We start from the raw sequence: 22,820 nt of genomic DNA, 5'->3' as shown, positions 1-22,820 counted from the left end.
TCGGGGCGGCTGTGGTATACTGGTAGGGTAAGACGATCTGCCGGAAGGGGGCGATTTGACTGAACCTGCTGCATCTTCGGTACGCGCTCGAGGTGGAGAAGACCGGCTCCATGACCCAGGCGGCCGACAACCTCTACACCACCCAACCCAACCTGAGCAAGGCCGTGAAAAAGTTGGAGGCCGACCTGGGGATGGTCATCTTCAAGCGGACCCCCAAAGGCCTGCTCCCCACCAAGCAGGGGGCCGATTTTTTGGAGCGGGCCCGCTCGATCTTGGAACAGGTGGACCAGTTGGAGGCCCGCTACCGCCCGGGGGAGACCGAGCGCATCTCCTTCAGCGTGGCGGTGCCCCGGGCCAGCTATGTCACCCACGCCTTCACCAAGTTCGTCCACTCCCTGGGGAGCACCGGGGAGATGGAGATCGACTTTAAAGAGACCGGGTCCCTGGACGCGGTCGGCTGTGTGGCGGGGCGGGACTACCGGCTGGGCATCCTGCGCACCTCGCCGCAGCAGGAGCAGTACTTTCTCCGCCTGCTCTACGAGCGGGAATTGCAGCACCACCTCCTCTGGGAGTTTGAACCCCTGCTCCTCCTCTCCCAGGACCACCCGCTGGCCCGGCAGGAGACCATCTACGAGCGGGATCTGGCCTCCTCCATCCTGCTGGAACACGGGGACTTGAGCCACCCCACCACCGCTCGGTCGGCGGGAAGGGAGGGCGACCCCCTCCCCGCGCGGCGGATCGCCCTCTACGAGCGGGGGAGCCAGTTTGACCTGTTGCAGGCCGTCCCCTCCTCCTATATCTGGGCCTCCCCCGTCCCCCAGGAGGTGCTGACCCGCTGCCGCCTGGTACAGCGGCGCTGCCACCGCAAGAGCGAGCGCTATAAGGACCTGATCATCTACGCCAAGGGCTACCGCTTCAGCGAACTGGACCGGGCCTTTATCGCCAAACTCACCGCCACCATCCGGGAGTTGGGGGAGACCGAATACCACTGAAAAAGAGGGACAGACCCCGTCGCTGTGCGACGGGGTCTTCTCTGCGCTACGGGCCTATGCACCGGAAGGCATACCGCCATGCCACGAATTCATTTCCCATTTGAGAGGTGGAGTGTTAAACTATTAACGAAGCGAGAAAGGGGCGGCCGGGAGCGGGCCATCACCCCTGACCGCCCCGCTTTCTTGCTTTTAACCAACCAATTTTATCACCTATTTCAAGGAGGTATTTTTTATGGCACGGTTTACACTGCCCCGGGACCTGTATCACGGAAAGGGCGCTCTGGAAGAGCTGAAAAACCTGAAGGGAAACAAGGCCATCGTCGTGGTCGGCGGCGGCTCCATGAAGCGCTTCGGTTTTCTGGACAGGGTGGTCTCCTACCTGAACGAGGCCGGGATGGAGGTCAAGCTCTTTGAGGGCGTTGAGCCCGACCCCTCGGTGGAGACGGTGATGAAGGGCGCCGCCATGATGCAGGAGTTCGAGCCCGACTGGATCGTCGCCATGGGCGGCGGTTCCCCCATCGACGCCGCCAAGGCCATGTGGGCCTTTTACGAGTACCCCGAGACCACCTTTGAGGACTTGATCACCCCCTTCTCCTTCCCCACCCTGCGGCAGAAAGCGCATTTCTGTGCCATCCCCTCCACCTCTGGCACCGCCACCGAGGTGACCGCCTTCGCCGTCATCACCGACTACCAGAAGGGGATCAAATACCCCCTGGCCGACTTCAACATCACCCCCGACGTGGCCATCGTCGACCCGGATCTGGCCGAGACCATGCCCCAGAAGCTGACCGCCCACACCGGGATGGACGCCATGACCCACGCCATTGAGGCCTACGTCTCCACCCTGCACTGCAACTACACCGATCCCCTGGCCCTGCACGCCATCAAGATGATCCACGAGGATCTGAAAAAGTCCTATGACGGCGACATGGAAGCCCGCGACCGGATGCACGACGCCCAGTGCCTGGCCGGGATGGCCTTCTCCAACGCCCTGCTGGGGATCGTCCACTCCATGGCCCACAAGACCGGCGCAGCGTACAGCGGCGGCCACATCGTCCACGGCTGCGCCAACGCCATGTACCTGCCCAAGGTCATCAAGTACAACGCCAAAAACCCCGAGGCCTGCGCCCGCTACGCCGAGATCGCCCGCTTCATCGGCCTGCAGGGGGAGAGCGACTGCGCCCTGACCGACGCCCTGATCGCCGAGCTGAAGGCCATGAACGCCTCTCTGAACATCCCCACCTGCATCAAGGACTACGAGGGTGGCATCATCGACGAGAAGGAGTTTGGCGACAAGCTGGCCGACGTGGCGGCCCTGGCCATCAGCGACGCCTGCACCGGGTCCAACCCCCGCATCCCCACCCAGGAGGAGATGGAGAAGCTGCTGAAGGCCTGCTACTACGACCTGGAGATCGACTTCTAACAAACTGCACACAGAAGAAGGGCGGCCCCCCGGCGGGGCGCGCGCTGGCGCGAGGGGGACTTGGCAAAAGTCCCCCTCGCCTGCTGCTGCCCCAGAGGGCCGCACCTTGTTTTTTCGCCGATATCGTGTATAGTATTAGAAGTGAGAAGAGCCAACGAATCTGCCGCGCCCGGACAACTGCCGGGGCCTGCGAAAGGAGCAGCGACACACCTATGTACAAAATTGTCAAAAAAGAGGTGCTCAACCCCACCGTCACCCGGATGGAGATCGACGCGCCGCTGGTGGCGAAAAAGGCCCAGCCGGGCCAGTTCATCATCCTGCGGGTGGACGCCGAAGGGGAGCGCATCCCCCTGACGGTCGCCGACTACGACCGCGAAAAGGGGACGGTCACCATCATCTTTCAGATCGTGGGGGCCACCACCGAAAAGCTGAACCACCTGGAAGAGGGCGAATGCCTGCAGGACTTTGTAGGCCCCCTGGGCACCCCCTCCCACACCGACGGGCTGCACAAGGTCGCCGTCATCGGCGGCGGGGTGGGCTGTGCCATCGCCTACCCGATCGCCAAGAAACTGCACCAGCAGGGGGCAGAAGTCCACTCGGTGGTGGGCTTTCGCAACACCGACCTGGTGATTTTGCAGGAGGAGTTCGAGGCGGTCAGCGACAAGCTGGTCATCATGACCGACGACGGCTCCAGCGGCCGCAAGGGGCTGGTGACCGACGCCCTGAAAGAGCTCATCGAGAGCGGGGAGCAGTATGACGAGGTCATCGCCATCGGCCCCCTGGTGATGATGAAGTTCGTCGCCGCCCTCACCAAGGGCTACGGCATCAAGACGGTGGTGAGCATGAACCCCATCATGATCGACGGCACCGGGATGTGCGGCGGCTGCCGGCTGACGGTGGGCGGCGAGACCAAGTTCGCCTGCGTGGACGGCCCCGACTTTGACGGCCACCTGGTGGACTTTGACGAGGCCATCGAGCGCTCGAGCATGTACCGGGATTTTGAGAAGCAGGCCCGGGAAGAGACCTGCAACCTGTTTGCCAAGGAGGTGCAGTAACCGTGCCCAATATGTCTTTAAAGAAAAATGAAATGCCCTCCCAGGCGCCCGATGTGCGCAACAAAAACTTTTTAGAGGTGGCCCTGGGCTACACCGAGGAGCAGGCCGTGGACGAGGCAAACCGCTGCCTGCACTGCAAAAACGCCCCCTGCGTGGGCGGCTGCCCGGTGGCCATCGACATCCCCGCCTTCATCGACAAGGTGAAGGAGCGGGATTTTGAGGGGGCCTATCAGGTGATTGCCCGGCAGAGCTCCCTCCCCGCCGTCTGCGGCCGGGTCTGCCCCCAGGAGACCCAGTGCGAGGGGAAATGCGTGCGGGGCATCAAGGGGGAGCCGGTGGCCATCGGCCGGTTGGAGCGGTTTGTGGCCGACTGGCACAACAGCCACAGCACCGAGGCGCCCCAGCGCCCCGCCCCCAACGGGCACAAGGTGGCCGTCATCGGCTCGGGCCCCTCGGGCCTGACCTGCGCCGGCGACCTGGTGAAAAAGGGCTATGACGTGACCGTGTTTGAGGCCCTCCACCTGGCCGGCGGGGTGTTGGTCTACGGCATCCCCGAGTTCCGGCTGCCCAAGGCCATCGTGCAAAAGGAGATCGACGGCCTGAAGGCCCTGGGCTGCAAGGTGGAGACCAACATGGTCATCGGCAAGGTGCTCTCCATCGACGAGCTGTTCGAGCAGGGCTTCGAGTCGGTCTTTATCGGCTCGGGCGCGGGGCTGCCCCGGTTCATGCGCATCCCCGGGGAAAACCTCAAGGGGGTCTACTCGGCCAACGAGTTCTTGACCCGGGTCAACCTGATGAAGGCCTACAAAGAGGGGGCCGACACCCCCATCGAGCACGCCAAAAAGGTGGCCGTGGTGGGCGGCGGCAACGTGGCCATGGACGCGGCCCGCTGCGCCAAGCGGCTGGGCGCCGAAGAGGTCTACATCGTCTACCGCCGCTCGGAGGTGGAGCTGCCCGCCCGCCGCGAAGAGGTGGAGCACGCCAAGGAAGAGGGCATTATCTTCAAGCTGCTGTGCAACCCGGTACAGATCCTGCCCGACGAGAACAAGATGGTGGGCGGCATCGAGTGCGTGGAGATGGAGCTGGGCGAGCCCGACGAGTCGGGCCGCCGCCGCCCGGTGGTAAAAGAGGGCTCGGAGTTCGTGCTGGACGTGGACTGCGTGATCATGGCCATCGGCACCTCCCCCAACCCGCTGATCAAATCCACCACCGCGGGGCTGGAGACCCAGAGGTGGGGCGGCATCATCGCCGACGAGGAGACCGGCCTCACCTCCCGCGAGGGGGTCTACGCCGGGGGCGACGCCGTGACCGGCGCAGCCACCGTCATCCTGGCCATGGGGGCGGGCAAAAAGGCCGCCACCGCCATTGACGAGTACATACAGGGGAAAAACAGCTGAGTTTTTCCCGCGAGAAATAGAAGAGGGCGCGCCTTCCCGGGAGAGGGGAGGGGGCGCCCTTTTCTTTTGCCGCAAAGGGGGGCAGAGAGGAGGAGAAGGACGCTTTTTGCGGAAAGAGGCTGGAGGGGAGCTGCCGGAAGATTGCCCCTTTTCCCCCAGCGACCTCCCCCCTCCGAGCCATTTACAGGAGAAGTTGGGAGGGCAGTTCAGGGGACCCCCACGCCGCGCGGGACCGGGTTTGCCGGAACGCCTCCTCGCCACCCCCTTCCATCGCTTCTCTCCGCCCCTTCTGCCCTCCCTTGCGCCCTCCTCGCCGCCGGCCCACCCAAACCAGCGTGGCCCTGTCTCTCTTTCCCTTCCTCGTCTGCCCGCAAAACCGGCCAAGAAAATATTGGAAACTCGATATTTTCCCTTCTGCACAAAAGGGGGGAAGAATCTTCTCTATTTTTCGGGCCGCTGGATCGATAACAGATATTGCCCCTATACCCCAGCAGTGATACAATATATGGTGTTATGGCCGGCCAGCGGTTTTCTGCGGGGCGGCAAAGCCCCGGATCGAAGAAAGAGGAGAGAAGCGAAATGCCAGTTTCAAAGAATGCAGAGACCGTCCTGGAGCGGCGGTATTTGATACGCGACGAGAGCGGGAAGGTGACCGAGACGGTGGAGGGATTGTTCCACCGGGTGGCCGGTTCCATCGCCGGGGCGGACAAGCCCTATACCGGCGGCGCCTCCACCGAGGCGCTGGAAAAAGAATTCTACGAGGCGATGACCAACCTGGAGTTCCTCCCCAACTCCCCCACCCTGATGAATGCCGGGCGCCCTCTGGGCCAGCTGTCGGCCTGCTTTGTGCTGCCGGTGGCCGACTCGATGGAGGACATCTTTGAGGCGGTGAAGCAGGCGGCCCTGATCCACAAATCGGGCGGCGGCACCGGCTTCTCCTTCTCCCGGCTGCGCCCCTGCGGCAGCGCCGTCAAGTCCACCGGCGGGGTGGCCAGCGGCCCCATCAGCTTTATGCGGGTGTTCAACATGGCCACCGAGGCGGTGAAGCAGGGCGGCACCCGGCGGGGGGCCAACATGGGGATCTTGCGGGTGGACCACCCGGACATCCTGGAGTTCATCGACTGCAAGAAAAACAACGCCGACATCACCAACTTCAACATCAGCGTGGGCATCACCGAGGAGTTCATGGCCGCGGTGATCGCCGACGGCGAGTACGACCTGGTCGATCCCTCCACCAAAAAGGTGGTGGGTTCCCTGGGGGCGAAGATGGTCTACGACAAGATCGTGGAGGGCGCCTGGAGAAACGGCGAGCCCGGCATCATCTTCCTGGACCGGCTCAACCGGGACAACGTGGTCCCCGGCCAGGGGCCGATCGAGAGCACCAACCCCTGCGGCGAACAGCCCCTGCTGCCCTACGAGAGCTGCAACCTGGGGTCCATCAACCTGGTGAAGATGCTCAAACAGAGCAAAAACGGCTGCGAGGTGGACTGGGAGAAGCTGGAGAAGACGGTACGCACCGCCGTCCACTTTTTGGACAATGTCATCGACGTGAACAAGTACCCCCTGGACAAAATCGACGAGACCACCAAGGCCACCCGCAAAATCGGCCTGGGGGTGATGGGATTTGCCGACATGCTGCTGCTGCGGGGCATCTCCTACAACTCGGACGAGGGGGTGGCGGCCGCCCGGGAGATCATGTCCTTCATCAACCGGGTGGGACACGAGGCCAGCGAGGAACTGGCCCAGCAGCGGGGCGCTTTCCCCCTGTTTGAGGAGAGCATCCTCAAAGACGGGGCGGCCCGCCGCAACGGCACCGTCACCACCATCGCCCCCACCGGCACCCTCTCCATCATCGCCGGGTGCTCTTCGGGGGTGGAGCCGGTCTTCGCCTACGTCTTTATCCGCAACGTGATGGACGGGACCGAGCTCATCGAGGTCAACCCGGTGCTCAAGCAGCTGCTGGAGGAGCGGGGCCTCTACTCCGACGAGCTGATGCGGCGCATCTCCAAAGAGGGGACCATCGCCCACATCGAGGAGATCCCCGAGGACATCCGCCGGGTGTTTGTCTGCGCCCACGACGTGACCCCTGAGTACCACGTAAAGATGCAGGCCGCCTTCCAGGAGTACACCGACAACGCCGTCTCCAAGACGGTCAACTTCGGCCACACCGCCACTTTGGAGGACGTCTCCCAGGTGTACATGCTGGCCTACCGCCTGGGCTGCAAGGGCGTGACCATCTACCGCGACGGCAGCCGGGACAGCCAGGTGCTCAACATCGGCAAGGTCAACGACGGCTCCAAAGAGGAGGAGGCCCCCGCCCTGCCCACCCGCCAAATCGGGCCCCGGCCCCGGCCGGAGGTGGTCAACGGCTTCACCGAGCGGATGAAGATCGGCTGCGGCAACCTCTATATCACCGTCAACTACGACAAAGAGGGGATCGTGGAGGTCTTTACCAACACCGGCAAGGCGGGGGGCTGCCCCAGCCAGTCGGAGGCCACCGCACGCCTCACCTCCATCGCCCTGCGCTCCGGCATCTCGGCGGACGAGATCATCGACCAGCTCAAGGGGATCCGCTGCCCCTCCACCATCCGCCAGCAGGGGATGAGCTGCACCTCCTGCCCGGACGCCATCGCCAAGATCGTCAAGAAGGTGGACGACTTCTTGAAGAGCGGCGGCGCGGAGCAGGGGGCCACCATCCCCAGCTCCACCCGGCACCCGGAGGCCCCCGCCAAGCGCACCGAGACCCCCCACGCCGAAAAGGCCTGGATCGGCTACCACCTGCCCACCCACGCCCTGCGCACCTGCCCCGAGTGCGGCAGTGCCCTGGAGCACGAGGGCGGCTGCGTGACCTGCCGCAACTGCGGTTTCTCCAAATGCGGTTGATCGGCAAAAAATAAAATTTGTCCCCAAGGGACGGCGGCTGCAACTTCTCCAGCCGCCGTCCCTTTTTTGCAAAACAAAATATTGACCAGTTGGTCTGTTTGTGTTAAGATAAAAACAAACCAACTGGTCTATTTTTTTGGAGGTGCCTATGAAACGGGAAGAGAAGAACCTCATCAGCCGGCAAAAAATCATGGACAGCGCCCGGCGGGAGTTCGCGGAGAAGGGGTACGGGCTCAGTTCCACCAACGCCATCTGTGCGGCGGGGGAGATTTCCAAGGGCATTTTATACCACTATTTTCAGGACAAAGACGCCCTTTACCTGGCCTGCATACAGGCGTGTTTCGACGGGCTGACCGCCTTTTTGCAGGGCCGCTACCAGCCCTCGACGGGGGACATCCCCCAGCAGCTCAACCGGTATTTTTCCGCCCGGCTGGCCTATTTTGAAGAACATCCAGAACAGCAAAGGATCTTTTGCGAGGCGGTGATCGCCCCGCCGGAGCACCTGCGTCCAGCCATCGAGGAGGCCCGGTCGGATTTTGACCGCTTCAACATCGAAGTTTTGGACGCCCTCCTCTCCCAGGTCACCCTGCGGGGAGAGGTGAGCCGGTCCGAGGTGATCGAGACGTTCCGCCTCTACCAGGACTTCATCAATGCCCGCTTTCAGATGTCCGGGGGGCCGGACTTTGACCTGCAGGCCAGGGAGCAGTTCTGCCAGAGGGCCGTCTTGACCCTTTTGTACGGCGTAATCGAGCCAGGTGAGGAGGGGCATACCCATGCGTGAGACAAATCCATCCGTTCTGGGGGAGATGGCCCCCTCAAAGGCCATTGTCAAATTGGCCGTCCCCGCCACCCTGGCCCTGTTGGCCAAGGCCGTCTACAACATTGTGGACACCGCCTACATCGGCATGCTCCACTCCGACCTCGCCCTGGCGGCGGTGGGGGTCACCCTGCCCCTGCTGCTGATCATGGTGTCGGTGGAAAATATCTTTGCCGCCGGCGCCGCGGTCTTGGTCGGCCGGCAACTGGGGGCCAAAGACAGCCGGGGGGCCAACGTCACCGCGACCACGGTGGTGGGGCTGTCCCTGGGGATCGGCGCCCTTCTCTGTCTCGGCGGCCTCCTCTTTATGGAGCCGCTGCTGCGCTCCTTCGGCGCCTCCGCCGCAGTGATGCCGCAGGCCAAAGAGTACGCCTTTTGGATGTTTATCGCCGCCCTCTTCAACCTTCCCGCCCAGAGCATGAACTGTGTGGCGCGGGCGGAGTCATCGGTCAAGATCTCCTCCATCGCCGTCATCGTCGGTGCGGCCCTCAACGTCGTTCTCGACCCCATCTTTATGTTTGATTGGGGGCTGGGGCTGGGGGTCGGCGGGGCCTCCCTGGCCACCACCGTCTCGCAGTTCGTCACCTTTGCCATTCTGGGCTGGTTCTTTGCCAGCGGTCGCTCTGCCGTCAAAATCAAGCCCGCGTTTTTCCATCCCTCTTGGAACCTCCTCAGGACGGTGACTCTCATCGGGGTGCCCTCGGCGGTCATTCAACTCTGTCTGGCCCTGGCCACCTCCCTCACCAACATCGCCGCCAAGTCGCTGCCCGACGCAGACCTGATCATCGCCGCCTACGGGGTGGTGCAGCGGCTGGTGCTGATCGGCTGCTATGTGATCATGGGCTTTATGCAGGGGTATCAACCGGTGGCCTCCTACGCCTTTGGCGCCAGGGACGAGGACCGGTTTCACACCTCGGTGCGCTTTGCCCTGCGCTCCTCGCTCCTGCTGACCCTGCTCGTCGAAGTGGTCTTCATCCTTCTGGCGCGGCCGCTGATCTCCCTCTTCAACGGCAACGCCGCCGTCATCCACTACGGGGCCAACCTGCTGATTTCACAGGTGGCGCTCTACCCCGCTTTCGGCCTGTGCTACATGATGACGATCACCTACCAGACCATCGGCGCCGCCCGGTACGGCCTCTTTCTCTCCCTCATCCGCCAGGGGCTGTTCTACCTGCCCTTTATCCTGCTGTTGCCCCAGGTCCTGGGGGTGGTGGGCATCTACCTGTCCCAGCCCGCGGCCGACCTGCTGACCATCGCCGTCTGCCTGTTTTCCATCCGCCCCCTGCGAAAAACCGCCAGCCGCCGGATGGCCGCCGCCCAGACCGCCGTGCAGGGGGAGGGGGAGCGCCGTGGCGTTTGATTACCTCTCCTTTCGGCAGACCCTCTGCCGCCACTACCGGCAGCACTTTGCCGCCCTGCGGGAAGAGACAGGGCTCTCGCAGTCGGAAATCGAACTGCTCCTCTTCCTCGCCGCGGAGCCGGTGGCGGACACCGCGTCGGCCTTTTCCGGCGCCCGGCAGATGGCAAAGTCCCGCGTCTCCGCCGTGGTGGACTCTCTGGAGGGGCGCGGCTACCTGCAGCGGGTGCGGGACCCGCAGAACCGCCGCCTCGTCCACCTCTGCCTCACCCCGCAGGGCAGGGCGCTGGCCTCCCCCCTGGGCGACTGCAAGACCGCTTTTTGGCGCTCTGCGCTGACGGGCATCCCTGCAGAAGAGCGGCGGGAACTGTACGCCATCCTGCAAAAAATTCAGAAAAATGCGGAGAGGGATCCTTTGCCACCGCAATGAGGGGCCCGCCCCGCAAAATCAAGCCACCAGAAAACGGACCGTATCCACCGGCCTGAAAAGAGCGTCATACAGACTTCCCCCTCAAAGGGCATCGACGGTTTGCGGCCGCACCACACGCACTGCCACCGGTAGATCGGCGATTTGAGAGGCCATTTCGCATCCCCTATACCCAAAAACCGCCTTTCTTTTGCGCCCTCAAGCCATCCCTTTTAGGGGGACCATGCCAAGGCGATTTGCCCCCTTCTGACAAAACGGAGGATTTTGGGTATCAAATCTATCAAAAAAAGCCGCCTTCCAACCGGAAGACGGCTTTTTTGGCGGAGGCCGGGCGATTTTTTCAGATAATTGGACAAAGAATGCCAAGTTTTCAACCTTTTCCACATAGCTGCTGTGGATTTCTTTTTTGTCTCCCCCATCTCGGCCTCTCTTTTTTCGACTCACTGCGCTGTCAAAACGCTTTTTTATGGGCTTTTTCGCCTTTTTTCCTCTTTCCCCAAATACCCAACAGGGCAGTTTTCAACATCTGTGGAAAACCCTGTTGAAAAGCAAGACAACAAAAATAGTGTTTGTATATTGTTCACTATTAAAATTAAATATAGACATATTGTTCATATATCTTAAAGATAGAAGCCATCCACCGATTGGGTCAGGAGGAAAGTATGCGCACGATTTTTCATGTGAGCGACTCGTCCAAGTGGGAACTGGCGATCAAAAACGCCATTCACATGCTCAACTACGGGAGGGACACCAAGACCGACATCGTCATTGAATTCATGGTCAACGGGCCGGCGGTCAACCCGCTGAACCTGCACGACGAGACAGGGGAACCGGTGCGGGCCGCCCTGCAGGACCTGGTGAAGCGAGGGGTCAATGTGGCGGTCAGCCAAAACACCCTCAATCATCTGGGGCTGGGGGTCAAGGACATCCCCTCCTATGCGGTGGTGGTGCTGGCGACCGCTCTGGAGCTGACCCGCAGACAGGGCGAGGGGTACGCCTACATTCGCCCCTAGTGTATAAAAAGCAGCAGAGAGCCGCCGGGCTTCCGTCCGGCGGCTCTCTTTTTTCTTTTTAGAGGCAGCGGATCGCCCCGCCTAGTCGTAGGACTTGCAGGCCTTGATGAGCATCTCGACAAAGGCGTCGCGGTCGGTGGAGACACACCAGTAGTTTTTCTTGCTGGGCTCCTTGTAGATCCGCATGTCCACATAGGTAAAGCCGTAGGTGTGTTCGCCCTCGTACTCGACGGTGATGTCGCGGTGCTCCACCTGGAACATCTTGGGGGCGATGGTGTAGGCCACCGGGCAGGCGTCGTGGATGGGGCAGGCCTTCATGCCGTTTTTCTCCTGGCAGCGGTAGAAGAAGGTCAACAGCTCGGAGACCACCTTCCCCACCTTGCCGCCCTCGGCGGCAAAGCGCTCAAACTCGGCCGGGGTGACACAGGTCTGGTAGGTCATGTCCAGGCCAAACATGGTCACCGGCACGTCTAAATCAAAGACATAGTGGGCGCTCTCAGCGTCCTGCCAGATGTTGAACTCGGCCCCCTTGCAGGGGTAGTCCTTAAAGTCGACGGCGCGGTTGGCCCCGCCCATGACGTTGATGGCGGCCACCTTTTCCACCAGTTCGGGATGGCAGTAGAAGAGGGTGGCGATGTTGGTCAGGGGGCCGACGGCGAGGATGGTGACCTTCTCGCTGCTCTCGCGCAGGATGTCGGCGTAGAAATCGACGAAGTTTTTGTCCAGCACCTGGGTGGTGGGGGCGGGGAGAGAGGGGCCGTCGAGCCCCGACTCGCCGTGCACCTGGGGCACCGGTACATGGGCCTTGCGCATGGGTTTGGCGCTGCCGGCGACCACCGGCACGTCGGTGCGGCCCATCAGCTCAACGGCCTTGAGGGCGTTGACGGTGACCTTCTCCAGCGTCTGGTTGCCGGCGACGGTGACAATGCCCTTGACGTCCAGCTTGTCGCTGGCCAGGGCCAGGGCCAGGGCGATAAAGTCGTCGTGGCCCGGATCGCAATCAATGATGACAGGAATCTTGCTCATGTTCGTTTTCCCTCCCGTTTATTTGTAGAATTTGACCATGTCCACGCACAGCTGCATGTACTTCTCCATATCCACGTCCTGGATGTCGTTGCAGTTGTGGGGGGCCTCTTCGCTGATGACGTAGTTGGGCAGGGTGGCGCCGTAGCCGCCCATCTTGCTCTGGCACTCCATGTCGATGTGGCAGGGCTTGTAGGTGACCATGTCGAGGTCGATGAGCATCAGGAAGGGGATGGCGTCGTGGATGATACTGGAGAGTTTGCCGTTGCGGTCGGGCTTGACGTCCTTATAGCCCTCCACCAGCCCGGCGAGCACGTCACTGACCCGGCTCTCCATCTGGGAGAGCTCGGCCAGAAAGTCCAGGGGCAGGCCGGTTTTGAGGGTGACGTTGAGGCCGGCCATGTTCACCAGCAGGCCGGATTTAAAGACGATGTCGGCGGCGTGCACATCCACCAGGATGTTGAACTCGGCGGTGGGGTTGGCGTTGCCGGTGGTGGTGGACCCACCCATGATGTAAAAGCCTTTGATCATCTTGGGCAGCTCGGGGTATTTGAGAAGGGCGATGGCGATGTTGGTCAGGGGGCCGGTGGCGACAATGACCAGTTCGCCCTCGCACTCGACTGCCTTTTCATAGATAAAGTCCCAGGCGGGCTTGGGGTAGACGGGGTTTTTGGCCGGGGGCAGGGTGACCGGGCCCAGGCCGTTGACGCCGTGAGTGCCGGAGGCGGGGCGGTAGATGTCGTAGGAGAGGAGGGGCTTCTCGGCCCCGTAGGCCACCGGGCAGTTGATGCCCAGATACTCGGACAAATCGCGGGCGTTGCGCCGGGTGTGTTTGGCCTCAACGTTGCCGGCCACCGGGGTGATGCCCAGGATGTCGAATTTCTGGGTGGAGTGGGCCAGCATGATGGCAATGGCGTCGTCAATGCCGGGGTCACAGTCGATGATAATGGGGATTTTCTTGGTGTTTTCCATGACTTCGGATACCTCCATCTTCTATTTTGATACGGCGTTTTGCACATAAATCCGCATATTACAAAATCATTGTACCCTACCCCAGAGGGGTTGGCAAATAGAAGTTTTCCCCCTTTTTCTGTGAGATGTGAACAATTTCCAGGGGCGAAATTTTATCCTATTACTGTGAAAAAGCGAACGAAATACAGAGAAGGCCGGCCCGATGGGCCGGCCTGGTTTGTTTGAAGAAAGAAAAAGGGCGCGCCAAATGCCCGGGCACAGGTATCAGAAAAACCGCAGCTGGTCGTCCACCAGCGAAACCGCCTCCCGCTTGGCGACCTGGTCGCCCGGGGAGAGGGAGGAGCAGAGCAGGGGGCTGTACTCGTCGTAGCGCTCATGCCGGCGCAGGGCCGACTGCCCGCCACCGCCGGCGTAACAGTAGCGGCAACCGTTCAGGCAGCTGTCGTAGACGCCCACATCCACGCTCTCACAGCAACCGCAGCCGGGGCGCTGCCCCCGGTCGGGCAGGTGGCGCAGGGGGATGCCGGAGATGGCGGCCAGCCGTCCCGCGTCTACACAGCGGCCGTGGGAGATGCCCCAGGAAGAGAGGTCGACACTCTCGCAGCAGGTGGCGAGGCCAAAGCCGCAGGCCGCGGCCGTCTCCGAAAAGGCGGGGGCCAGCCGCTCGATCTCGGCCCGGTTGGGGGCCCGCAGTCCCAGGTCGCGGCCGGTGCGGCCGGTCTTTTGATAGGAATCGAGAAAGCTGATGACGCAGCTGTCGGCAGCCCCGGCCAGCCGGTGGGCCATGGCGTCAAAGGAGCGCAGGTGGTACTCCACCGTGTAGGTGGGGCTGATGAGGATGGGGTCGTAGCGCCAGACTACCTGTTTGGGGGAGGTGGCCCGGGAGAGCTGCCAAAACAGGTCGATGAGCTGCCGCTTTTCGGGGAGGCCGGGTTCCAGATCCCTGCCGTAGGGGGTGAGGGTGAACTGAAAATAGAATGGATAGGGGACCTGCCCCAGCAGGGGGAGAAGGGGAGCGGGATTTTTGCTCCAAAACACCACCCCGTCCACCACCTGGGGGGAGAGGGAGATCTCGCTGATCTGGCGGGGGTGAAAGGGGTTTCTCACCCAGACCGAACCGGCCTTGATGCGGTTGATGAACCAGCGGCTGTAATAGCAGGGGATATCGGTGCGGCGGCTGGCGCTGACGATCACGGCTCTGCACCTCCTGACGGCTGTCCGAAAGGGAGCAACTCCCCCTCAGCGGCGGCAAAATTTCTGTTTTTTCTTGCTTTTATTGTACCGCAAAAGAGGGGGCTTGCGCCAGCGATTTTGCCAGAAAAGAGGGGGAATAGAGAGATTTTTTAGAAAAAGAGAGGGGTACCTTTTTTAGACAGATAACGGATCGATCCGTATGCCGCCAAAAAGCGGCGGCCTTTGTCAAAGGGGAGACTGGCCCCCTCACCCAGCGACTTATCTTCAGGGCCAACCGCACAAACTGCGCTCCGTGCACCCGCCATCTTCGGGCATGAGCCCCCTTTTTTCATCTCCTTCCCCTTTGAAATCCCCCCCTCTTTGTGCAAAACACCCAGAGATAGGGGTTCATTTCCGGCAACCCTACAATGTGGGCCGCGGCTCTTGAAAAGGCCGCGGCCCTGCTGGTATAGTGGGGGTGTACGAAAACCTGTTGCAAAGGAGGAGCGGCTGTGAAATACATTGTGGCGGGAATGACCATTACCAACGACGTGGTCTTTGCCGACGGCACCAAGAGCGATTGCCACCTGGGAGGCGCCATCTTCTCGCTGGAGGGGGTGCGCACCTACACCGACGACGTGCTCTACGTCTCCAACGTGGGGGACGATTTTGAGGAGTACTACGGCGAGTGGATGGCCCGCAACAACATGAAGCTGGACGGGATGAGCAAGGTGCTCGAACACACCCACTACAACATTGTCAAGTACCACCCGGACGGCACCTATTACGAGTACTCCATCTACGGGCCGGAGTTTGAGGCCCGCAACCGCGAGGCCACCTGGATCAATGCCGACCAGGTGCTGGCCGTCTGCCAAGGGGCCAAGGCCATGTACATCGACAGCCACGAGAAGGAGCCCTTCTGGCGGCGGGTGGACGAGGTGCGGGCAACCGGTTGCCAGATCCTGTGGGAGCCCCCCACCAAATGCCTGGTGGACCCAGAGGTGCGGGAAAAGACCTGGAAAATCATTGACAAGGTGGATATGTACACCATGAACCGGCCCGAGTCCTTCGCCTTTTTCGGGGTGGACAGCGAAGAGGCGGTGCTCGAAAAGCTGTTGGAGTACGGCAAGCCCTGTTTCTACCGGGTGGGCTCCAAGGGCTCATACATGGTGTCGGGGGGAGAGTACGCCTTTGCCCCCAGCATCGACATCGGCGAATTCGTGGACCAGACCGGCTGCGGAAACTGCTCCACTGCGGCGGCCATGTACGCCTATTTTGAGGGGTATGACAACCTGATGGTGGCGGTGATGGCCAACATCGCCGCAGGGTACAACCTGCTGCAGTACGGCCCCTATCCCCACTTCACCCCCGAGGTGACCGCCGACGCCCTGGCCCTGGCGGAAAAGACCTGCGCCGAACTGCGGGCCAAATAGAACTTTTTTTGCACCCGAGAGAGGGCGGCGGCCTGTTTGGCCAGCCGCCCTTTTTGCGCCCGCAGACAGGGGGAGAGGCCTTTTTCTCGGCTGGAAACCATGGTATAATAGCCGCAATGCGGTCATTATACCGGGGGCGGCCAGGCAGATGTGAAAGTGCTGTCTGCCCCATGACCAAGTACCATGGCGCGCCCGGCGATCGCACCGGCGGGGCTTGGCGGGGCGGCAGGTGCGCGGGCCCATGTGCCCCCTGCGCCTGCGGGGGCCCGCCGCGTCCAGCCGGCGGCCGGCTGAAGAAGGAGAGGGAAAAGATGAGCGAACAAAGTCCCAAGCGCAAGCTGTTTAATATTGTGCTGCTCTGCTGCGCGGCGGTGCTGCTGGTGGGGGTGGTCAACTACTTTCTCAACGGCCGGGGCCACAGCAAAAAAATTGGCGCCGCCGAGCTGATGGAGCGCTACCAGAGCGCCTGCCAAGAGGCGGGGCTGGAAGCTGACTGGGAGGCCATGACCTTTTCTGAAAACACCTGGAACGCCAAGTTTGCCGCCGGCGAGGGGCAGTTGATGATGCGGGTGGAGCAAAACGACAAGGGCTACCTGAAGGCCGCCCAGTTTCAGTGGGACACCGGCTCTGTGCGCGATGAGGAGATGCGCCCCTGGGTGGACGCCATGTTCCTCTGCGCCGATGTGGAGCTGTCCGCCGGCGACCTGGATTCGGTCTGGTACAACCTGACCGACGAGTCCTCCATCAAGAAAAACGACCAGGGGGCCGACACCTCCTCCTACTCGCTGCACAAGATGTCCTACTCCTGGTACCGGGACGAACACTTTACCGCCGTGTTGGTGGGGGATCCGGGGGCCTACCGGTAGGCCTTTGTTCTCAATATTAGTATAAATCAAGTGTAATATTACTATTTGTATTGAAAAGAGGGTCGGTTTTTGCCGTTTGCCCTCTTTTTTTGTGTCTATCCTTCGGTTTCGCCCGCAAGGGAAGGGCTGCGCCAAACCGCCGCCCTCTGCCCGCGACCCGACAAAAGAGGGGCGTTTTGGATGGCGAAAACCGTTCAGTTGTGATACTATATTCATTGGTAGAAAATGACCGGGGGAGACCCCCGAAAGGAGAGACCAATTTGGAAGCAAGCGCAGAAAAACAGAGTCAATTTGCCAACGGAAACATCTTTAAACTGGTGCTAAAGCTGTCCATTCCCGCCATCACGGCCCAGCTCATCAACGCCCTGTACAACATCGTCGACCGGATGTACATCGGCCGGATGGAGGGGGTGGGGGCCGCCGCCCTCACCGGGGTCGGGGTGTCGATGCCCATCATCATGATCATCTCGGCCTTTGCCGCCCTCATCGGGATGGGGGGCGCTCCCCTCACCAGCATCCGCCTGGGGGCGGAGAAAAAGGAGGAGGCCGAGTCCATCCTCGGCAACTGCATGGCCCTGCTGGTGGCGGTGGGGCTGGTGCTGACGGCGGTCTTCCTTCTCTTCAAGCGGCCGATGCTGCTGGCCTTTGGCGCCAGTGAGAACACCCTGCCCTACGCCGACAGCTACCTGACCATCTACCTGCTGGGCACCCTCTTTGTACAGACCAGTCTGGGGATGAACGCCTTCATCAACTCCCAGGGGTTTGCCGGCACCGGGATGGTGACCGTCCTCATCGGCGCGGTGCTCAACATCATCCTCGACCCCATCTTCATCTTTGGGCTGGGGATGGGGGTGCAGGGGGCGGCCCTGGCCACCATCCTCTCCCAGGCGGTGTCGGCGGTCTGGGTCGTCGCCTTCCTCTGCTCGAAAAAGACCATCCTCAAAATCAAGCGGCCCAACTTGAAGCTGTGGACCCCCCATTCAGGGCAGGTGCTGGCCCTGGGGATGGCCCCCTTTATCATGCAGTCCACCGAGAGTTTGGTGCAGATTGCCTTCAACTCCAACTTACAGCTCTACGGCAACGACCTCTACGTGGGGGCCATGACCATCCTCTCCTCGGTGATGCAGGTGCTGCTGATGCCCCTGATGGGCTTTACCCAGGGGGCCCAGCCCATCATCGGCTACAACTACGGGGCGGGCAATGCCGACCGGGTCAAAAAGGCGGTGAGCTATTCCGTCGGCCTGTGCATGGTCTACGCCGTCGCCATGTGGCTGGCCATCCGCCTGGCGCCCACCGCCTTTACCGCTATCTTCACCAGCGACCCGGCCCTGACCGAGACAGCGGTGGGGGCGATGGACATCTTCTTCTTTGCAATGTTCATCATGGGCGCTCAGTGCGCCTTTCAAAACGCCTTTATCGCCCTGGGGAAGGCAAAGATCTCCGTTTTTTTGGCCCTTCTCCGCAAAATCATCCTCCTCATCCCCCTCATCTACATCCTGCCCCACTTCTTCGGCACCGACGGCATCTTCACCGCCGAGCCGGTGGCCGACTTTTTGGCGGCCGTGACCACCATTACCGTCTTTTTGACCCAGTTTGGAAAGATCCGGCAGGAGATGGAGCAGACCCGCCTACAGTTGACACAGGAGAAAACGACCGACTGACCACAGCCAAAACAACCGAGCAAGATAAACCGGCCCCCTTGCAGAGGGCGCCGGCAAAACCAGAACAGGGAGGGAAAACCATTGAAAACAGCGCTTGTATTGGAGGGCGGCGGCATCCGCGGGACCTACACCGCGGGGGTGCTGGACGTCTTTTTGGAGGAGGGGATCGCCTTCCCCTACGTCATCGGCTCCTCGGCGGGGGCCTGCAACGCCTGCTCCTACCTCTCGGGGCAGAAGGGGCGGCAGTACACCATCAACACCAAGTACCTGGACAAGCGGTATGCCGGCTTCTGGCAGCTGATGAAAAACGGCAGTTTCATGAACATGGACTACCTCTTTCACACCCTGCCCACCGAGCTGGTGCCCTTTGATTTTGACGCCTTTGACCAAAACCACACCACCTTTTACGCCACCGCCACCAACTGCTACACCGGCATGACCGAGTACTTTGAGAAGGAGGGGATGGACCGCTTCCTCACCCCGGTGCGGGCCTCCTCCTCCCTGCCGCTGATGACGCCGATGGTGGTCTGGAAAAAGGCCGCCTACCTGGACGGCGGGCTCACCGACCCCATCCCCTTTCAGCGGGCGCTGGAGGACGGGAACGACCGGGTGGTGGCGGTGCTGACCCGCCCCCAGGGCTATGTAAAGAAAAAGCCGGACAGCTTTCACGCCATCAAGAGCGTGTACAAGGAGTTTCCCCAGTTTGTCGCCGCGGTGAAGGAGCGCCCCCAGGTCTATAACGGCCAGACGGCGGCTCTGGCCCAGTTGGAGGGACAGGGGAAGGCCTTTGTGCTCCGCCCCAGCGAGAGCATCCAGATGGGACGGGTGCGGGCCAAACCCGAGCAGGTGGAGGCCCTCTACCAGCTGGGGCAGAAGGACGCCCGGGACAACCTGCCGGCCCTCAAACAGTTTTTGCTGCGGGGGGACGAGGAGAGCGAGGAGGTGACCCGGTGAAGGCGGTGGTTTTGGACGGATATACCCTCAACCCGGGGGACTTGAGCTGGGAGGGGGTCTCCTCCCAGGTGGAGGAGTTCACCCTTTACGACGGCACCCCCCAGGAACTGGCCGCCCAGCGGATCGGGGATTGCGAAATCGTCTTTACCAACAAGGTGGAGATCACCCGCGAGGTGATGGAGGCCTGCCCCTCTATGAAGATGGTGGGCCTGCTGGCCACCGGCTACAACATTGTGGACATTGCGGAGGCGGCGCGGCGGGGCATCTTTGTCTGCAACGTGCCCAGCTACTCCACCCCCTCGGTGGCGCAGATGACCTTTGCCCTGCTGCTGGAAATCGCCAACGGGGTGGGGCTGCACGACGAGTCGGTCAAGGCGGGGGAGTGGACCGGCTGCAAGACCTTCTCCTACTGGAAAAAACCCCAGGTCGAGCTCTGCGGCAAGACCTTCGGGGTGGTGGGCTTTGGCAGCACCGGCCGGGCGGCGGCCGCCATCGCCCGCGCCTTTGGGATGGAGGTGCGCATCTACACCCGCACCCGGCGGCCCGAACTGCTGGGGGAGGGGATGGCCTTTTGCACCCTGGACGAACTGCTGCAGACAAGCGATGTGCTCAGCCTCCACTGCCCGCTGACGGACGAGACGCAGGGTCTGATCGATGCCGACGCCCTGCGCCGGATGAAGGAGGGGGCCATCCTCCTCAACACCGCCCGGGGCGCCCTCTGCGACGAGGGGGCGGTGGCCGACGCCCTGCGGGCTGGCCGGCTGGCCGGAGCGGGCTTTGACGTGGCCTCGGTGGAGCCGATCGCCGCCGACAACCCCCTGCTGACTGCGCCCAACTGCTTTATCACCCCCCACATCGCCTGGGCGACCAAGGCCGCCCGCAGCCGACTGATGGAGGTGTTGGGACAAAACCTGCGCGCCTTTTTGGCCGGAAAGCCACAGAATGTAGTCAACGGGCTGTAAAACCTGATGATCCTATAAGATGATTTTTTAAATCCAAAAGGCCCCTGCCGAAAACTGGTTCCGGCAGGGGCCTTTTTTTATTTTTTTGTCTTTTCCCGGCACCCGGCGCAGACGCCGGTAAACTCCAAACTGTGGCCCTGCACCAAAAATCCGGTGGTCTCGTAGATCTCCCGCTCCAACCCCTCCAGCGGGCACTGGCCGAGGGAGAGCGTCTGCCCGCAGACAAGGCAGCGCAGGGTATGGCCGTGGTGTTCCCGCCGCAGGGCGTAGAGGGCGCTGCCGTCGGCGCCCAGGCGGCGGTAGACCAGCCCCCGCTCCTCCAGGGCGGCCAGGGTGCGGTAGACGGTGGAGCGGTTGCAGCCGGCCGGGTCGCCGATGCACTCGGCCACCGCCTCGGCCGTCAGGGGTCCGCCTGCCTGCAGGAGGGCGGCCAGCACCAGCTGGCGCTGGCGGGTGATCCGCATCCCGCCCTGCCGCAGAAGGGCGGCGGCCTCTTCTCTCATCTGGTTTTCCACAATTCCACACCCCTTTGGTTGAAAACGGCCAGTCTGACTCCGTTAGTATCCCAACAGTTGCAGGGCAATTCCCGCGCCGATGCCGATGGCCAGCAGGGCCGCAAGGATGAGGGCGTTTTGCCGCTTGTTGTGATTTTGTTTAAAGAGGACCACCAGTCCCAGCCCTGCGCCGGTGGTCAGTCCCGCCACCACCGAGCCGAAGGTAAGGCTGCCGGAGAGGTAGAGTTCGGTCAGCAAGACCGAGGAGGCGCAGTTGGGGATGGCGCCGATGAAAGCCGCCAGCACCGGCTGCCAAAGGCTGTTTTGCAGCAGCAGCCGGGAGAGGTTCTCGGTGCCGATGAGGGCGATGGCCAGGTTGAGGGCCAGCATGATGCCCACGACAAAGGCAAAAATCTGCAGGGTGTGCACCGCTGCGGCCCGCAGCAGGGGATGGCGGCCCCGATAGGCGTCACAGCTGCCGCAGCCGTGGTGATGGTGGTGGTGCTCCTCCTCGTGGGCAGCCGGCGCGGCCGGCTTTTCCCCCCGTCGCCCACGGCGGAGGAACAGGTCGGCAATCAGCCCCACCGCCACTGCCAGCAGCGCCTTGGCGAGGAGCAACTGCCCCATCAGCCCCAAGCTGCCGGGGTTTGCCAGCAGTACGGGGATGGCCTCGTCAGAGGTGGAGATAAAGACCGCCAACAGGGTGCCGGTGGTGATGAGCCCCCGGGCGTAGAGGTTGGCGGCAGCGGCCGAAAAACCGCACTGGGGCACCAGCCCCAGCAGGGCGCCCCCCACCGCGCCAAAGGGCCCCCCCAGGGCCCGGTGCAGGTTTTTGGCCCGGTGCTCCATGTACTCGATGAGCAGATAGGCCCCAAAGAGAAAGGGCAGCATCTTGACGCCGTCGATAGCGGTGTCGAGGAGTATATCGAAAAGGGTTTCCAGCAATGCAGACAAAAGAGGACCTCCCGGCCGACCGGCAATCCCTGCCGCGGCCTACTTCAAAAGAATAGTAGTTGCAACACAGTCGCAACTACTTTATGAGTATACCTCTTTTTCCGCAAAAAATCCAGAGAAAAATGACTTTTGACAAATATTTCTCAGATCGCGGGCAATGTCTCTTCTCTTTGAACACTGATGAGCGTTTTATAGGCGGGTTTGAGGCGGGCGCCGCAGGACAAAACAGAGGCGCGGGCCAACACATCCAGGATATCCAGATACCCTCCGCCCAGGCGGAGTCCTTCCCGGGCCACAGAGAGTTCGGTGCAGCCCAAAAGAATACACTGGCACCCCTTTTTCAATAGGCTGTCGCTGACCCGGGCAAAGGCGGCGGCATCGGCCGGGCGGCCCGCTTTGATGTCGCGGTAGATGATGTCCGTCACCCTGCGCTGGTTGACCCGATCGGGCGTCACCGCCGCGATCCCCCGGCGGGCGAGGGCGTTTTGCAGGAGGCCGGTGCGAACGGTCCCCTCGGTGGCGAGGATGCCCACCCTGCTCACCCCCTCCCTCTGCAAACAGAGGGCCGCTTCCTCTAGGGCATTGAGGATGGGCACCCCCACCACCTGTTGGAGGGGGGCCAAAAAGTAGTGGGCGGTGACACAGGGGATGGCGATCTGCCCCGCCCCCAGCCCTTCCAGGGCCTTGACTGCGGCGGTGAGGGCGGGCAGGGGGTCGGGCTGGCTGCGGTCGAGGATATAGGCGGTGCGGTCGGGGGTGGACGGGCGGTTGAGAAGGGCGATTTCCAGGTGCTCCTGGTCGCTCCCGGCGTCGGTCATCTCCACACAGCGGCGCAGAAAACAGGCGGTGGCCAGGGGGCCAAGGCCGCCTGCAACTCCCAAAATCATCATCTCTTTGCTTCCTTTCTCGGCTTTCGTTCGGGTTTCTTGGCTCTGCTCAAAAAGCAAAAACACCCTGAACCAGG

At 62.1% G+C, this 22,820-nt stretch carries 20 protein-coding genes; 14 read left to right on the top strand and 6 right to left on the bottom strand.

What is annotated here, in order from left to right:
- The first annotated feature begins 59 nt into the window (after positions 1 to 59).
- From BN3266_RS00775 to BN3266_RS00735, 9 genes are all read left to right on the top strand, one after another.
- Positions 60 to 992: a LysR family transcriptional regulator gene (locus tag BN3266_RS00775; RefSeq protein ID WP_075109631.1), complete on the top strand. Its 933-nt coding sequence runs from the start codon at positions 60 to 62 to the stop codon at positions 990 to 992.
- 232 nt (positions 993 to 1,224) lie between these two features.
- Entirely contained in the window at positions 1,225 to 2,415 is a 1,191-nt protein-coding gene (locus BN3266_RS00770; protein ID WP_021660109.1) for an iron-containing alcohol dehydrogenase, read from the top strand.
- A 212-nt stretch (positions 2,416 to 2,627) separates the two neighbouring features.
- The gene (locus tag BN3266_RS00765; protein ID WP_021660107.1) at positions 2,628 to 3,470 is read left to right on the top strand and encodes a sulfide/dihydroorotate dehydrogenase-like FAD/NAD-binding protein; all 843 of its coding nucleotides are present in this window, start codon (positions 2,628 to 2,630) and stop codon (positions 3,468 to 3,470) included.
- A 2-nt stretch (positions 3,471 to 3,472) separates the two neighbouring features.
- The gene (gltA, locus tag BN3266_RS00760; protein ID WP_044992921.1) at positions 3,473 to 4,867 is read left to right on the top strand and encodes an NADPH-dependent glutamate synthase; all 1,395 of its coding nucleotides are present in this window, start codon (positions 3,473 to 3,475) and stop codon (positions 4,865 to 4,867) included.
- A gap of 579 nt (positions 4,868 to 5,446) precedes the next feature.
- Positions 5,447 to 7,750: a vitamin B12-dependent ribonucleotide reductase gene (locus BN3266_RS00755; RefSeq protein ID WP_059003024.1), complete on the top strand. Its 2,304-nt coding sequence runs from the start codon at positions 5,447 to 5,449 to the stop codon at positions 7,748 to 7,750.
- A gap of 148 nt (positions 7,751 to 7,898) precedes the next feature.
- The gene (locus tag BN3266_RS00750) at positions 7,899 to 8,531 is read left to right on the top strand and encodes a TetR/AcrR family transcriptional regulator (protein WP_059003021.1); all 633 of its coding nucleotides are present in this window, start codon (positions 7,899 to 7,901) and stop codon (positions 8,529 to 8,531) included.
- Entirely contained in the window at positions 8,524 to 9,927 is a 1,404-nt protein-coding gene (locus BN3266_RS00745) for an MATE family efflux transporter (protein WP_059003019.1), read from the top strand. Before BN3266_RS00750 ends, BN3266_RS00745 begins: the two co-directional genes overlap by 8 nt.
- Positions 9,917 to 10,354: a MarR family winged helix-turn-helix transcriptional regulator gene (locus tag BN3266_RS00740; protein ID WP_059003017.1), complete on the top strand. Its 438-nt coding sequence runs from the start codon at positions 9,917 to 9,919 to the stop codon at positions 10,352 to 10,354. Before BN3266_RS00745 ends, BN3266_RS00740 begins: the two co-directional genes overlap by 11 nt.
- A 659-nt stretch (positions 10,355 to 11,013) precedes the next feature.
- Positions 11,014 to 11,364, top strand: coding sequence for a DsrE family protein (locus tag BN3266_RS00735; RefSeq protein ID WP_021660098.1), 351 nt, complete (start codon positions 11,014 to 11,016; stop codon positions 11,362 to 11,364).
- An 81-nt stretch (positions 11,365 to 11,445) separates the two neighbouring features.
- Here BN3266_RS00735 and BN3266_RS00730 read toward each other — a convergent pair whose 3' ends face one another.
- The 3 genes from BN3266_RS00730 to BN3266_RS00720 all read right to left on the bottom strand — a co-directional run bounded on the left by BN3266_RS00730 (position 11,446) and on the right by BN3266_RS00720 (position 14,553).
- The gene (locus BN3266_RS00730; RefSeq protein ID WP_059003013.1) at positions 11,446 to 12,390 is read right to left on the bottom strand and encodes a nucleoside hydrolase; all 945 of its coding nucleotides are present in this window, start codon (positions 12,388 to 12,390) and stop codon (positions 11,446 to 11,448) included.
- An 18-nt stretch (positions 12,391 to 12,408) separates the two neighbouring features.
- Positions 12,409 to 13,359 carry a nucleoside hydrolase gene (locus BN3266_RS00725; RefSeq protein WP_059003011.1) on the bottom strand — a complete coding sequence of 317 codons (951 nt, stop codon included), beginning with the start codon at positions 13,357 to 13,359 and terminating at the stop codon, positions 12,409 to 12,411.
- Between the two features lie 264 nt (positions 13,360 to 13,623).
- Positions 13,624 to 14,553 carry a DUF1848 domain-containing protein gene (locus tag BN3266_RS00720; protein WP_059003009.1) on the bottom strand — a complete coding sequence of 310 codons (930 nt, stop codon included), beginning with the start codon at positions 14,551 to 14,553 and terminating at the stop codon, positions 13,624 to 13,626.
- Between the two features lie 491 nt (positions 14,554 to 15,044).
- Here BN3266_RS00720 and BN3266_RS00715 point away from each other — a divergent pair, with 491 nt between their 5' ends.
- The 5 genes from BN3266_RS00715 to BN3266_RS00695 all read left to right on the top strand — a co-directional run bounded on the left by BN3266_RS00715 (position 15,045) and on the right by BN3266_RS00695 (position 20,408).
- The gene (locus BN3266_RS00715) at positions 15,045 to 15,965 is read left to right on the top strand and encodes a carbohydrate kinase family protein (protein WP_059003006.1); all 921 of its coding nucleotides are present in this window, start codon (positions 15,045 to 15,047) and stop codon (positions 15,963 to 15,965) included.
- A gap of 311 nt (positions 15,966 to 16,276) precedes the next feature.
- The gene (locus tag BN3266_RS00710) at positions 16,277 to 16,831 is read left to right on the top strand and encodes a hypothetical protein (protein ID WP_059003004.1); all 555 of its coding nucleotides are present in this window, start codon (positions 16,277 to 16,279) and stop codon (positions 16,829 to 16,831) included.
- A gap of 260 nt (positions 16,832 to 17,091) precedes the next feature.
- Positions 17,092 to 18,492 carry an MATE family efflux transporter gene (locus BN3266_RS00705; protein ID WP_059003002.1) on the top strand — a complete coding sequence of 467 codons (1,401 nt, stop codon included), beginning with the start codon at positions 17,092 to 17,094 and terminating at the stop codon, positions 18,490 to 18,492.
- A gap of 81 nt (positions 18,493 to 18,573) precedes the next feature.
- The gene (locus BN3266_RS00700) at positions 18,574 to 19,446 is read left to right on the top strand and encodes a patatin-like phospholipase family protein (protein ID WP_075109630.1); all 873 of its coding nucleotides are present in this window, start codon (positions 18,574 to 18,576) and stop codon (positions 19,444 to 19,446) included.
- Positions 19,443 to 20,408 (top strand): D-2-hydroxyacid dehydrogenase, encoded by a 966-nt coding sequence (locus tag BN3266_RS00695; protein WP_059002999.1) that lies wholly within the window; start codon positions 19,443 to 19,445, stop codon positions 20,406 to 20,408. Before BN3266_RS00700 ends, BN3266_RS00695 begins: the two co-directional genes overlap by 4 nt.
- Positions 20,409 to 20,485: 77 nt before the next feature.
- Here the strand turns inward: BN3266_RS00695 and BN3266_RS00690 are convergent, their stop codons facing one another.
- The 3 genes from BN3266_RS00690 to BN3266_RS00680 form a co-directional block, all read right to left on the bottom strand.
- Positions 20,486 to 20,923, bottom strand: a complete 438-nt coding sequence (locus BN3266_RS00690) for a Fur family transcriptional regulator (RefSeq protein WP_059002996.1) — start codon at positions 20,921 to 20,923, stop codon at positions 20,486 to 20,488.
- Positions 20,924 to 20,965: 42 nt separating this feature from the next.
- Positions 20,966 to 21,856 (bottom strand): putative manganese transporter, encoded by an 891-nt coding sequence (locus BN3266_RS00685; protein WP_242861692.1) that lies wholly within the window; start codon positions 21,854 to 21,856, stop codon positions 20,966 to 20,968.
- A 143-nt stretch (positions 21,857 to 21,999) separates the two neighbouring features.
- Positions 22,000 to 22,746 (bottom strand): aspartate/glutamate racemase family protein, encoded by a 747-nt coding sequence (locus BN3266_RS00680; RefSeq protein ID WP_059002992.1) that lies wholly within the window; start codon positions 22,744 to 22,746, stop codon positions 22,000 to 22,002.
- Positions 22,747 to 22,820 lie beyond the last annotated feature (74 nt).

It is taken from the genome of Bittarella massiliensis (ex Durand et al. 2017) (assembly GCF_001486165.1).
GTDB classification, from domain to species: domain Bacteria; phylum Bacillota; class Clostridia; order Oscillospirales; family Ruminococcaceae; genus Bittarella; species Bittarella massiliensis.
Note: the sequence above shows the minus strand (reverse complement) of the source record. Positions and strands in the feature narration are given on the sequence as shown.

What these genes read in the sequence shown, in the direction of transcription:
- BN3266_RS00770 (WP_021660109.1), top strand. Translation starts at nt 1,225, where the DNA reads ATGGCACGGTTTACACTGCCCCGGGACCTGTATCACGGAAAGGGCGCT.
- BN3266_RS00765 (WP_021660107.1), top strand. Translation starts at nt 2,628, where the DNA reads ATGTACAAAATTGTCAAAAAAGAGGTGCTCAACCCCACCGTCACCCGG.
- BN3266_RS00755 (WP_059003024.1), top strand. Translation starts at nt 5,447, where the DNA reads ATGCCAGTTTCAAAGAATGCAGAGACCGTCCTGGAGCGGCGGTATTTG.
- BN3266_RS00750 (WP_059003021.1), top strand. Translation starts at nt 7,899, where the DNA reads ATGAAACGGGAAGAGAAGAACCTCATCAGCCGGCAAAAAATCATGGAC.
- BN3266_RS00745 (WP_059003019.1), top strand. Translation starts at nt 8,524, where the DNA reads ATGCGTGAGACAAATCCATCCGTTCTGGGGGAGATGGCCCCCTCAAAG.
- BN3266_RS00735 (WP_021660098.1), top strand. Translation starts at nt 11,014, where the DNA reads ATGCGCACGATTTTTCATGTGAGCGACTCGTCCAAGTGGGAACTGGCG.
- BN3266_RS00730 (WP_059003013.1), bottom strand. Translation starts at nt 12,390, where the DNA reads ATGAGCAAGATTCCTGTCATCATTGATTGCGATCCGGGCCACGACGAC.
- BN3266_RS00725 (WP_059003011.1), bottom strand. Translation starts at nt 13,359, where the DNA reads ATGGAAAACACCAAGAAAATCCCCATTATCATCGACTGTGACCCCGGC.
- BN3266_RS00710 (WP_059003004.1), top strand. Translation starts at nt 16,277, where the DNA reads ATGAGCGAACAAAGTCCCAAGCGCAAGCTGTTTAATATTGTGCTGCTC.
- BN3266_RS00680 (WP_059002992.1), bottom strand. Translation starts at nt 22,746, where the DNA reads ATGATGATTTTGGGAGTTGCAGGCGGCCTTGGCCCCCTGGCCACCGCC.